Origin of the sequence: Enterobacteriaceae endosymbiont of Donacia tomentosa, assembly GCF_012571135.1 — a bacterium.
Classification (GTDB): Bacteria; Pseudomonadota; Gammaproteobacteria; order Enterobacterales; family Enterobacteriaceae.
This window is the reverse complement of the sequence record NZ_CP046216.1, coordinates 418,287-431,026: the sequence shown is the minus strand read 5'-3', so window position 1 is coordinate 431,026 and position 12,740 is coordinate 418,287. Positions and strand designations below refer to the sequence as shown.

Below are 12,740 nucleotides of genomic sequence, written 5' to 3'. Positions count from 1 at the left end.
TAACTTTAAAAAATTAAATTATACAAGAACCATTTGAACAAAGATCATTTTTTTTTAAAATATCTTCATCTTGTGGATTTTTTGCTCCATCTCTAGTATTCTGATAGTATAGGGTTTTAATTCCTAATTTATAGGCTTTCAGTAAATCTTCTAATAATTTTTGCATTGGTATTTTATTTTTATAAAAAACTTGAGGATCATAATTTATATTTGATGAAATTGACTGATCAATAAATTTTTGCATTATACTGATTAGATGTAAATATCCATCATTATTAGGCATATCCCATAATAACTCATATTTTTCTTTTAGTTTATAAAAATCCGGGACTACTTGTTTATAAATACCATTTTTAGATGTTTTTATACTAATAAAACCTCTAGGTGGTTCAATTCCATTTGTGGCATTAGATATTTGAGATGATATTTCTGAAGGCATTAGTGCAGATAATGTTGAATTACGTAATCCATACTTTTGAATATTTTTTCTTAAATATTCCCAATCATAGTGTAAAGGTTCTGTATAAAGACTATCAATATAATTTTTATACGTATCAATAGGTAATATACCCTTTGCATAATTCGTTTCACGAAATAAAGGACAAGGGCCTTCTTCTTTAGCTAAATTGTTAGAAGCTTTTAACAAATAATATTGTATAGCTTCAAATGTTTTATGTGTTAAATTATTTGCACTATTATCAGAGTATCGAACATTATTTTTAGCTAAATAATAAGCAAAATTAATTACTCCTATACCTAATGGTCTCCGACCTAATGCTGAATTTTTTGCAGCAGGAATAAGATATTTCTGATAATCTAATAAACAGTTTAATGCCCGAACTATTAGATCAGATAATTTTTTGATTTCGTTTAAATTTTTAATTTTTCCTAAATTAAAAGCAGCTAAAGTACATAAACCAATTTCACCATTAATATCATTAATACTCTTTAATACTTTAGTAGGTAACGTAATTTCCAAACAAAGATTTGATTGTCTGATAGGAGCTAATTTAGGGTTAAAAGGAGAATGTGTATTACAATGATCAACATTTTGAATATATATCCTTCCAGTAGAAGTGCGTTCTTTCATCATTAATGAAAATAAATGTATAGCACTAACACTCCTCTTCCTAATACTATCATCATTTTCATATTTTTTGTACAGTATTTTAAATTTTTTTTGATTTGAAAAAAAAGTTTCATATAATCCTGGAACATCCGAAGGACTAAATAAAGTAATTTTATCTCCTTTTATTAAACGTTTATATAATAATTTATTTATTTGAACAGTATAATCCACGTATCTGACTCTATTAGTTTCTATTCCTCGGTTATTTTTTAAAACTAGTAAGTTCGTAATTTCAAAATGCCATAATGGAAAAAATAACGTACCTGCTCCCCCTCTTACCCCTCCTTGAGAACAAGATTTTATAGCTGTTTGAAAATGTTTATAAAAAGGGATACATCCTGTATGAAATGCTTCTCCATTTCTAATGGGACTCCCAACAGCACGTATTCTACCTACATTAATACCAATTCCTGCTTTTTGAGAAACATATTTTATGATACTACTGGTAGTAGCATTAATAGAATCAATATTATCACCACATTCAATTAAAATACATGAACTAAATTGTTTAGTAATTGTGCGTACTCCAGACATAATGGGAGTTGGTAAAGAAATTTTAAAATTAGAAATTGCGTTATAAAAATATTTTATATAATACATTTTTTTTTGACATGGATAATTATAAAATAAACATGCAGCAATTAAAATATATAAGAATTGTGGACTTTCATAAATTTTCCCTGTGACTCTATTCTTAACAAGATATTTACCCTCTAATTGTTTTACAGCTGCATAAGAAAAATGCATATCACGATTATGATCAATAAATTCATCCATTAATTCAAAATCTTCTTTTGTATATTTTTCTATAAGAAGCTTATCATATTTTTTTAAATTTACCATTGTTTTTACATGATTATATAATTTTGGAGGTCTAAATTTACCATATGCTTTTTTTCTTAAATGAGAAATTGCTAACCTTGCAGCCATATATTGGTAATCAGGACTTTTTATGGAAATTAAATCTGCTGTAATTTTGACAATAATATCATGGATATTTATTGTACTAATTTTATTATAAAATTGTAAATATAATTTTTTTTTTATATCTGATATAGAAATATCTTTTAATCCTTTGGCTGCACGAGATAGTACTATATTAATTTTATTTAAATTTAATAATTCTTTACAACCATTTCTTTTTACAACAAATAAACGATTATTCATAATTAATATCCATGTATTAATACAAAAAAGGAGAAATTAAATTAATATTTTTAGTATTAAAATATAAAATTTGAAATTTTTCTTATAAAAAAATTATATTTAATTTATTTTTTATATTTTATCAAAAATATATTAATTAATATTTTTATAAAAAATTTATTAAAAGTTATTTACTTTACTAAATTTATAAAAATTATAAATATTATTTTTTTAAAAAAATAATTAGCTATCGGTTATGATAATTTACATTATAATAATATTATTAAGTAGTTTTATAAAAAAATTTAAAATATAAAATTAAAAATATTTTATTACAATAATTTCATATTATTTCTATTTTATATTTAAAATACGTTTTTTACATAAAATTTTAGTTTCTTTGAAATATCAATAGTATTTTTATTTATTTAAGTTAAAATTGTATACTTCATTTTTATTATTTTTATGTATTTGTTAAATACGTATAAGATATTTTTTTAATTTTTCATATTTTTTATTATAATTAAATTTTTTAAAATAAAAAACTTTTAATGCAAAAATCTTTTATAAATTTTACTAATTTTTTATCTAGAATACTTATTTATTTTTTAAAAAAATATTACTAATTTTTTTTAGTTGTCTATACAATATTTTTTATATTATCAAATTTTTGTATTTTTATGATTAAAAGTATTAAAGTTATTAATTCAGAAATATTTTAATTAATATTACATTTTTTTAATTAGGAATATAAATTTTTAATATAAATATATTTATAACAGATATTTTTTATTTTAAATAAAAAATATTATTAACTTTTATATATAAATTATAAAAAACGCTAATAATTTTATTATCTATAGATATAATAATACTTTTTAATATAAAAAAAGATACACGATCTTTAATTATTTTTTATTAGTTATTTTATATAAATAACTAATAATATTCTTAAAAATTTAAAATTTAAAACTAAACTTTTAGTTTTTATATAAATTATATTTAACAAAAATTTTTTTATTAAAAAATAAATATATTTACATAATTAAAATATTTAACATTTTAAATAAGTAATATTGATTTTATAATAATCTATTTTATTTATTATCATCATAAATATATGTAATTATAATTATATTTTTAAAAAATATTACTTATTATAATATTTTTTATATATTAAAATCTTATTTTAATTAAAAAACCATGTTAATATTTTTTATTTTGTTTTTTTAATAAAAATATTAAAAGTATAGAAATATCTGCTGGAGTTATACCTGGAATCCTAGATGCTTGACCAATAGTATAAGGTTTATAAAAATTAAATTTATCAATGGCTTCATTAGATAAACTTTTAATATTATTAAATTTTGTGTTTAAAGGAATTAGTGTGTTTTCATTTTTCATTTGTTTTTTTATATGTTCTTTTTGTCTCTTTATGTATCCCTCGTATTTTAATTCTATTTCAATATGTTTTATAGCTTCTATATTATTTTTTTTATTATTAAATATATTTAATTTTATTAAATTTTCATAATTTAATTCAGGACGTTTTAACAAATCTATAGCATTTATATTATTTTTAATCGGAGTTCTTAATAAAGAGTTTATTTTTTTTGTATCAATTAAATTTTTATAATTAAAATATGTATTTTTTAATTTTTGGTGTTCTTTTTCAATATTTTCCATTTTTTTATTATATATTTTCCAACGTAAATTACTTACTAATCCTAAATTACGACCTATTTCAGTAAGTCTCATATCTGCATTATTTTCTCTTAAAATTAATCGATACTCAGCCCTTGATGTAAACATACGATAAGGTTCTTTTGTACCTAAAGTACATAAATCATCTATTAAAACACCAATATACGCTTGATTTCTTAACGGATACCAATATTTTTTTTCATCAATTAAAAGAGAAGCATTTAATCCTGCTAATAATCCTTGCGCAGCAGCTTCTTCATATCCAGTAGTTCCATTAATTTGTCCTGCTAAAAATAATCCTTTTATAAATTTACTTTCCATAGTAGGTTTTAATCCTCTAGGATCATAAAAATCATATTCTACAGCATATCCTGATCTCGTAATATGTGCATTTTCTAATCCTTTAATAGATTTAACAATTAAAAGTTGCATATTATATGGTAGACTTGTAGAGATTCCATTAGGATATATTTCATGACTGTATAATCCTTCTGGTTCCAAAAAAATTTGATGAGATTCACGATTCGGAAAATTAATAATTTTATCTTCAATAGATGGACAATATCTTGGACCTTTGCTTTTTATTAAACCACTGTATATTGGACTTTGAAGAATATTATTTATAATAATTTGATGTGTTTTTACATTAGTATGTGTAATATAACAAGATACTTGTTTAGGATGTAAATTAGAATTACCTATAAAAGAAAAATATGGCAAAGGATCATCACTATGCTGAATTTCTAAATTGTTAACATTAATACTTCTTTTGTCTATACGAGGAGGAGTTCCTGTTTTTAATCTACCTTTGATTAAAGGTAATTCACTTAAAAAATTAGCTAATTCTGTTGAGGATGAATCATTTATTCTTCCACCACTAAATTTATTATTTAATCCAATATATATACGTCCATTTAAAAATGTTCCTGTTGTTAAAATAACTGTTTTTGTGTAAAAAATATCATTATTTTTTGTAATTACACCTGTAATTTTGTAATTTTTAATAATTAATTTTTTTATTTCTTGTTGAAAGAAAAATAAATTTCTTTGTTTTCCTAATATATATTTTATTGTAGATTTATATAATTCTCTATCTGCTTGTGCTCTTGTAGCTCTTACAGCTGGACCTTTACTATTATTTAAAATTTTAAAATTAATACCAGAATAATCAATAGCAACTCCCATAATTCCATCTAATGCATCGATTTCTTTAACTAAATGTCCTTTCCCAATACCTCCTATAGCTGGATTACAAGACATTTGTCCTATTGTATCCATATTACTTGTAATTAAAAGTGTCTTTTTTTTCATTTTAGCACTAGTTATAGCGGCTTCGGTACCAGCATGCCCTCCACCTATAACTATTACATCAAATTTATTAAAATTATACATAAAATTATATGCCTAATCATTTAGTTAATAAAATTTTTTTTATAAAATCCAATTAGTATAATAATTAGAAATTTATAGGATCAATATTAATTTTTAATTTAATTTTATTAAAATTTATAATATTTTTTGTAATAAAAGAAATATTTTTTATAATATATTGTAATTTCTTTTTTAAGATATGTTGTAAAATAATTTGTTTCCTATATAAACCTTTTCTTTTATTTTGTATTAATGAAATTGGTCCTATGATATGAAAATGTTTTTCTTTTACATATTTTGATATTAATAAATTTTTTAATTTAAATAAAAAAACATTGGGAATTATTTTATTAGAAGCTTCTACTATTAAAACAGCGTGATGTGTAAATGGTGGCAATAGCATAATTTTTCTTTCTTGTAAAAGAAAATCAGCAATCTCATCATATGTATATTTTATATTAAAAAATTTAATAAAATAATTTTTTGAATAACTAGTTTGTATAATTACTGTTTTTTTTTTTTTTTCATCTAAATGATTATATAATATATTATGTATGTGTTGTATAAAATTTTCTGTTGCGCGAAAATTTTTTGAAAAAAAAACATTATCTACATTTAAAAAAATAATAAGATTATTTTTTAAAAAGCGAAAATACCCCTTATATAATATTTGAGATGTAATTATTATCATAGGTTTATTATAATATATGAACGAAAAATTTTCTAAAAAATTTTTATTATTTATATTTATAATTGATACAAAAGGGAATAATTTATTTAATATTTTAGTTAATTGTTCTGTTCCAATTCCAATTGGAATAAAAAAATTGTTTTTACAAAAAGGACAAAATGCAAACATAGAAATGTTTTTTTTACAATATATACAGTACAATTTCCATGATTTTTTATAAAAAACAAAATTTTTATTACAATCCATGCATTTTAAAATTTTTTTACAAAAATTACATAAAATAATTTGAGAATATCCTTTATTTTTAAAATAAAATACTATTTGTTCTTTATTTGTAATATGTGTTTGAATTATATTTATAAGAACATTAGATAATATTTTATATTGATAATTTTGATTATTCATATTTATGATTTTAAGATCATAATATTTATTATATAAAAAATTATTATAATTACCACATAAAAATTTATATTTTCCAATTGTAATATTATGTAATGTTTCTAAACTTAATGTTTTAGAACTTAATATTATAGGAATATTTTCTATTTTAGATCTTAATACAGCAATATCCCTCGTATTATATTGACAATTATTTGTTTGTTTGTATTTAATATCATGTTCTTCATTAAGAATGATTAATCCTAATTTTAGAAATTGCATAAAAATAGAAGATTTTGTTCCAATAATAATTAATATTTTTCCTTTTTTTATATTTTTCCAAATCAAAAATTTTTTTCTATTAGAAATATTTGCATATAAAAAACAAATAGAAGTATTTAATTGAGATAAAAAATATTGATATAAAAAAATAAAATGATATTGTTGTGGAACAATAATTAATATTTGTTTTTTTTTATGTAAGACCATTTTTATAATATTTAGATACATATTAATATTTTCAAGATAAATAATACTATCTTTTGTTATCCATGCTGTAAAAATATCTATATTAAAATTTAATTTACATAAAAAATTTTGTATATCACACATTTGTTCTTTATAAAAAGAATTATTAGTGTTACAAATATCTTTTTTTTTATATAAAAAACATAAACCTTCTTTTGCTAAAGAAAAGAAAATTTTATTTGTTAACCCGTATTTACTAACATCATTAAAGTTAATTTTTTTTTTTTTAAGTAAATTTAATACTTTATTTTGCTTATGTAATTTAATAATTTTAATATTATTAATATTTTTATAATTTAAAATCCAATAATACTTTTTATTTTCTGATATATATTTATGATTTCTATTTTTTAAATATGCTGGCAACATTTTAAACAAAATTATTCCAATAGAATATTGATAATATTGAGATATTTTTTTAGCAAAATTCCAAATATAAGAATTAAAAAGTGATTTTTTATCTAAAATTGCATATAAAAATTTCAATTTTTTTGTAGGTAATTTAGAAGAATTATTAATTTTTATTACTATACCTATATATATTTTATTTTTTATAGGAACCAAAACTCGACATCCTATATTCACTATCATATTATTAGGTAATAAATAATCAAATGCATTATATAAAATATTATTATTTAACACTACTTTTATTATTTTCATAATTTATAAAAAACTTATTTTTTTAAAATATAAATATTATTTCTTGTAATAAAAAAAATATTTTTATAAAATAAAGAACACATCAACATATCTTATTAGTTTAATATAAGATATATCATATCATGGTTTTTTTATGAAAAAAAACATACATCCACAATATAATGACATTACTGCAAAATGTTCTTGTGGTAACATTATAAATATAAAATCGACTTTGAAAAATGATAAAGAATTAAATTTAGATGTTTGTAATATATGTCATCCATTCTATACAGGTAAGCAAAAAATCACAGACACTAAAGGTCGTGTAGAACGTTTTAAGAAAAAATTTAGTCATTTGAAAGTATTTAAATAATTATTTAATTTTAATTTGGTGATTTTAATTTAAAAAAAATTTTTCAAATTAATCAATAATGTTTGAATTAATCTACCATTATTGATTAAATTAGCTGTATATGTTAAAAAGTTGTGATTAACTTTTTATTTTATTTTATTTTCTTTATATAAAATATGTTTACGTAAAATTGGATCAAATTTTTTAATTTCTAGTTTTTGTATATTAGATTTTTTTTTTTTTGTAATGGTATAAAAATGACCAGTTTTTCCTGATGAAATTAATTTAATTATATTACGTGTTTTTTTTGACATAATATTTATTTAATCCTATTATTTTTTATAAAAACTAATATTATCTATTCCTTTTTTATTTATCAATCTCATTCCTTTCGTAGATACTCGTAAAGTAACAAATCTTTTTTTTTTTTCTAACCAAAATCTATGATAATGAAGATTTAACAAAAATTTTCTTTTAGTAGCATTCATAGCATGTGAACGATTATTTCCTTTCATTGTTTTTTTACCAGTTATTTGACATATTTTACTCATTTTAAATTCCTTATTTGAATAAAAAAATTTTGTAAAAAAATATAAATTTATATTATTTGAATAATTTATAGCTAATATTTTTCTCGTGAAAAATAATACGTCCATTTTAATAAAATATTTTAAATGGACATACTTTAAATAAAAATCATTAATTTTTTATTTTCATTTTAGAAACAGTTACCATAGCTGGTCTCAATAATCTGTTGTTAAGAACATATCCTTTTTGCAAAACTTCTATAATAAAATTTTCTTTTATTTTATCGGATTCAATTATAGACATAGCTTGATGTTTAGATGGATCAAAAAGAACATTTGTTTCATTAATAATACTAATACCAAATTTTGTTATTATATTTAAAAATGATTTTAAAGTTAATTTAATTCCTTCTATTATTGATGATTCAATATTATTATTTTCTATTTTTAGTTCTATCGCTCTTTCTAAATTATCAATAACAGGAAGTAACTCACTAATAAACTTTTCTAATGAAAATTTATAAGCTTTTTCTATATCTATTTCAGATCGATGTCTAATATTTTCTATCTCAGCTTGAGATCTTAATTTTAAATTCCATATATCACTCTTATACTTTTGTATTTTATCTTTAAGATCTGAAATTTCTAATTTATACAAACTATTTTTTTCTTTAAAATATTCTATATTCTGTTCTTTTGAGTAAATTCCCAAGTCTGATTTTTTTTTTTGATCATCATTTTTGTTTAATTTTTTCAACTTATTATTTAATTCTGTTTGATTTTTTTTTTCATCATTATTTAATAATTTGTCATCATTCATATATCTTTTCCTATAAAAAATTTTTATATAAAAATTTTAAAATTAAATCATTATTAATAATAATTTATCGTATTTTATTATTATGAATATAATAAATAAAATATTAATTGATTTTAATAAATAAAATATTTTAATTTATATTAATAATATAAAAATATTATACGATATTATTAAAATAATACTTATAATTTTACTATTTATATATTATTTAAATTAATTATAAAAACTTTATACAAAAATATTTAATACAATAAAGATAAGAATATAAAATAATATTATTTTTTTTAAATGTATTTCATTATATGAAATTTGACAATATGATTATTACAAATAATAAATATATAAATAGGTTTTATAAGTGGAAGTATTATATTTTAATATGTTTGTTTTTTTAGAAAATTTTGTTTTTATGAACTATAATAAAATATAAAAAAAGAATAGTAACGTTTACTATCATATAGTTTTAACAAAAAAATTATATTATCTGAATAAAATTTCTTATAAAGAAAATAGCTAATATATTAAATTTTAAATAATATATTGATTATAGTTAGCATATTTGTTATTATTAGTGGGATTTCAAATAAATAAAATTTAATCATAATTAAAAATGAAAAGGAAAAAATATATTTTTTTTAATAAAAAAATATATCATGATTTTTATATTAAAGAAGAAATTGAAGCAGGTATTATTTTAAAAGGTTGGGAAGTTAAATCATTAAAACTAAATAAAGTAGCTATAAACAATAGTTATGTTAACATAACATCTAATAATAGAGTTTATTTATTAAATTCTCATATTAGTCCTTTAAGCACTGCTTGTAACTACTCTGATTATATTCCTAATAGGAAGAGGGAATTATTATTAAATAAAAAAGAATTGAATAATTTGAAAAATTATATTCATATGAAGGGTTTTACAATTGTGGTTATAGGTTTTTTTTGGAAGAGATATTGGTGTAAGTTACAAATTGCTGTTGCAAAAGGAAAAAAAGAATACGATAAAAGATCTTTACTAAAACAAAAAGAATGGAAAATTAATAAATTACATTTTTTTAAAAAGAGTATTTAAAGATCTTTTTGTATAAAAATTATTTTTTAGGGGCTGTTTATGGATTCGACAAAATTATCAAACTTAAGGAGCATGTCAAGGTGGTACGGTAGGCCTTGTAAAAAACCGTGCATAATGTAAATGCAAGAAGTGAAAACTACGCTTTAGCAGCATAAAAAACTGCGGGGCCCTATCCCTTACTGTTTTCTCTTAGAGAGTAAGCATATAGGTCATTAATTTTAAGAGATCGTATATAATTGGTTTTTAATTATATATTAAATAAGTAATGAAACTAAATAATATTAAATCTTGTTTTATCAATTAATATTATTGAAAATTTTTAAAGATAAAACTAAACATGTAGCAGCCAAGAGTGTAGTAATTTTGGACGGGGGTTCGAATCCCCCCAGCTCCATTTTTTAGTATAAAATGTAAAAAATTCTATTGATAAAATTGAATTATATCAAGTATTTTTAATTTTATTTTCCAATTTTCTTTGGTGTTCTTTTAAGAATTTTTTCCTAATACGTATTGATTTTGGTGTAATTTCAACTAATTCATCGTCATTAATAAAATCGATAGATTCTTCTAATGACATATTTTTCTTAGGTATTAAATTAATAGCATTATCATTTCCAGAAGCTCTCATATTGGTTAATTTTTTACCAATCAAACAATTCACAGTTAAATCATTTAATCTATTATGAATCCCTATTATCTGTCCTTCGTAAACTTGTTCTCCTGGATTAATTAATAATTTTCCTCTAGATTGTAAATTAGATAAAGAAAAAGCAACAGCAAAACCTTTTCTATTGGAAATTAATACACCATTATTTCTTTGTCTTATCAAACTATTAGTATTGATATCGTAATGGCTGAAAAAAGAATCAATGATTCCAGTCCCTGAGGTAATATTTATAAATTCAGTTCTTAAGCCAATCATTCCCCTACTAGGAATAATTGCTTCAATTTTTACTCTGTTATTAAAATCATTCATAATGATATTATTTATAATAGCTTTTCTTTGACTAATAAGTTTTATTACATCTCCCTTTTTTTTTTGATCAAAATCTAATATTAATACTTCAAATGGTTCTTGTATTTTACCATTAAGAATACGATTTATTATTTGTGGTTTTGATACAGCTAATTCAAAACCTTCTTTTCTCATATTTTCTATTAATATTACTAAATGTAATTCTCCTCTACCAGAAATATGAAAAGTATTATGATTATTTGTTTTTTTTATATTTAAAGCTAAATCATGTAAGCACTCTCTTTTAATTCTATCATATATTTTATTAGAAGTTACATGAATTCCTTCTTGTCCTGCAACAGGTGAATTATTAACATGAAATAACATACTAATTTTAGGTTTTTCTACTTTTAGTAAAGGTAATTGATCATGATGATTAATATCACAAATTGTATCTGAAATATTTATTTTTTCAAATCCTGTACCTGCAAGGCCAACAATGTCACCAGCTTTTGCCTTATGAGAATATATATTTTTTAGTCCTATATTATATATTATATATAATACTTTAACTTTACTAATTTTCCCATTTTTTTGGATAATAGCAAAATATTTATTAATTTTGATTCTTCCTCTTTTTATTAAACCAATACAAACATTTCCTATATAATTATTATACTCGATTTGTGAGATTTGCATTTGAAAAGGTTGATCTATATTAACATTAGGATACGGTACTCGATTAATAATAGTTTCATATAATATATTCATATTATTGCTCATTTTATTTATCGCATATCCTGATGTTCCTTTAAGAGCAGATGTATATATAATAGGAAAATCTAGTTGTTCATCAGAAGCATTTAAATCAATAAATAAATCGAATATTTTATTAATAACCCAATTAGGACGAATAAACTTCCGATCTATTTTATTTATCACTATAATTGGTTTTAAATTATATTCAAAAGCTTTTAATGTTACAAATCTTGTTTGAGGCATAGGTCCTTCGACAGCATCTACTACTAATAAAACAGAATCAACCATAGATAATATACGCTCTACTTCAGCACCAAAATCAGCATGTCCTGGAGTATCAATAATATTAATTTGATAATTTTCCCAAAATATAGATGTATTTTTAGAAAAAATAGTAATTCCTCTTTCTCTTTCTAGATCATTACTATCCATTATTCTATCTTTAAAATCTTTATATATAGAATTATTTTTATGTTTTTCAAAATTATCTGATTCTCTTAATAATTTGTCTACTAAAGTTGTTTTTCCATGATCTATATGAGCTATAATAGCTATATTACGTATTTTTTTCATAGATAAATTCCAATAAATACATTATATTTCGTTGTTTAGTTTTTATTTATTATTCTTTATTTTTATATAATCCTAAAAAATAAATTT

Annotated in this window: 9 protein-coding genes and 1 other RNA gene; 3 read left to right on the top strand and 7 right to left on the bottom strand. The window is 20.2% G+C overall.

The features are described from left to right. Window positions 1–13 precede the first annotated feature (13 nt). The 3 genes from nrdA to priA all read right to left on the bottom strand — a co-directional run bounded on the left by nrdA (window position 14) and on the right by priA (window position 7,613). On the bottom strand, window positions 14–2,296 hold the full coding sequence (gene nrdA, locus GJT88_RS02065; protein WP_168895273.1) for a class 1a ribonucleoside-diphosphate reductase subunit alpha: 2,283 nt from the start codon (window positions 2,294–2,296) through the stop codon (window positions 14–16). A 1,185-nt stretch (window positions 2,297–3,481) separates the two neighbouring features. Then, the gene (gene mnmG, locus GJT88_RS02060; RefSeq protein ID WP_168895272.1) at window positions 3,482–5,371 is read right to left on the bottom strand and encodes a tRNA uridine-5-carboxymethylaminomethyl(34) synthesis enzyme MnmG; all 1,890 of its coding nucleotides are present in this window, start codon (window positions 5,369–5,371) and stop codon (window positions 3,482–3,484) included. Between the two features lie 64 nt (window positions 5,372–5,435). After that, a complete protein-coding gene (priA, locus tag GJT88_RS02055; protein ID WP_168895271.1) occupies window positions 5,436–7,613 on the bottom strand; it encodes a replication restart helicase PriA in 2,178 nt (725 codons plus the stop codon). Between the two features lie 133 nt (window positions 7,614–7,746). On the opposite strand from priA, the gene rpmE reads away from it, so the two are divergent. After that, the gene (gene rpmE, locus GJT88_RS02050; protein ID WP_168895270.1) at window positions 7,747–7,968 is read left to right on the top strand and encodes a 50S ribosomal protein L31; all 222 of its coding nucleotides are present in this window, start codon (window positions 7,747–7,749) and stop codon (window positions 7,966–7,968) included. 125 nt (window positions 7,969–8,093) lie between these two features. Here rpmE and rpmG read toward each other — a convergent pair whose 3' ends face one another. The 3 genes from rpmG to grpE form a co-directional block, all read right to left on the bottom strand. Beyond that, on the bottom strand, window positions 8,094–8,261 hold the full coding sequence (gene rpmG, locus GJT88_RS02045) for a 50S ribosomal protein L33 (RefSeq protein ID WP_168895269.1): 168 nt from the start codon (window positions 8,259–8,261) through the stop codon (window positions 8,094–8,096). An 18-nt stretch (window positions 8,262–8,279) separates the two neighbouring features. Then, window positions 8,280–8,498: a 50S ribosomal protein L28 gene (gene rpmB, locus GJT88_RS02040; RefSeq protein WP_168895268.1), complete on the bottom strand. Its 219-nt coding sequence runs from the start codon at window positions 8,496–8,498 to the stop codon at window positions 8,280–8,282. 148 nt (window positions 8,499–8,646) lie between these two features. Next, window positions 8,647–9,294, bottom strand: a complete 648-nt coding sequence (grpE, locus tag GJT88_RS02035; protein WP_168895267.1) for a nucleotide exchange factor GrpE — start codon at window positions 9,292–9,294, stop codon at window positions 8,647–8,649. 610 nt (window positions 9,295–9,904) lie between these two features. On the opposite strand from grpE, the gene smpB reads away from it, so the two are divergent. Then, a complete protein-coding gene (smpB, locus tag GJT88_RS02030) occupies window positions 9,905–10,366 on the top strand; it encodes an SsrA-binding protein SmpB (protein ID WP_168895266.1) in 462 nt (153 codons plus the stop codon). A 29-nt stretch (window positions 10,367–10,395) separates the two neighbouring features. Further along, window positions 10,396–10,763: a transfer-messenger RNA gene (ssrA, locus tag GJT88_RS02025) on the top strand. 45 nt (window positions 10,764–10,808) lie between these two features. On the opposite strand, the gene typA is transcribed toward ssrA, so the two are convergent. Beyond that, the gene (gene typA, locus GJT88_RS02020; RefSeq protein ID WP_168895265.1) at window positions 10,809–12,653 is read right to left on the bottom strand and encodes a translational GTPase TypA; all 1,845 of its coding nucleotides are present in this window, start codon (window positions 12,651–12,653) and stop codon (window positions 10,809–10,811) included. Window positions 12,654–12,740: the final 87 nt, after the last annotated feature.

Coding starts and splice junctions, on each gene's coding strand:
- typA (WP_168895265.1), bottom strand. CDS start 12,653: ATGAAAAAAATACGTAATATAGCTATTATAGCTCATATAGATCATGGA.
- rpmE (WP_168895270.1), top strand. CDS start 7,747: ATGAAAAAAAACATACATCCACAATATAATGACATTACTGCAAAATGT.
- priA (WP_168895271.1), bottom strand. CDS start 7,613: ATGAAAATAATAAAAGTAGTGTTAAATAATAATATTTTATATAATGCA.
- mnmG (WP_168895272.1), bottom strand. CDS start 5,371: ATGTATAATTTTAATAAATTTGATGTAATAGTTATAGGTGGAGGGCAT.
- rpmB (WP_168895268.1), bottom strand. CDS start 8,498: ATGAGTAAAATATGTCAAATAACTGGTAAAAAAACAATGAAAGGAAAT.
- smpB (WP_168895266.1), top strand. CDS start 9,905: ATGAAAAGGAAAAAATATATTTTTTTTAATAAAAAAATATATCATGAT.
- grpE (WP_168895267.1), bottom strand. CDS start 9,294: ATGAATGATGACAAATTATTAAATAATGATGAAAAAAAAAATCAAACA.
- rpmG (WP_168895269.1), bottom strand. CDS start 8,261: ATGTCAAAAAAAACACGTAATATAATTAAATTAATTTCATCAGGAAAA.
- nrdA (WP_168895273.1), bottom strand. CDS start 2,296: ATGAATAATCGTTTATTTGTTGTAAAAAGAAATGGTTGTAAAGAATTA.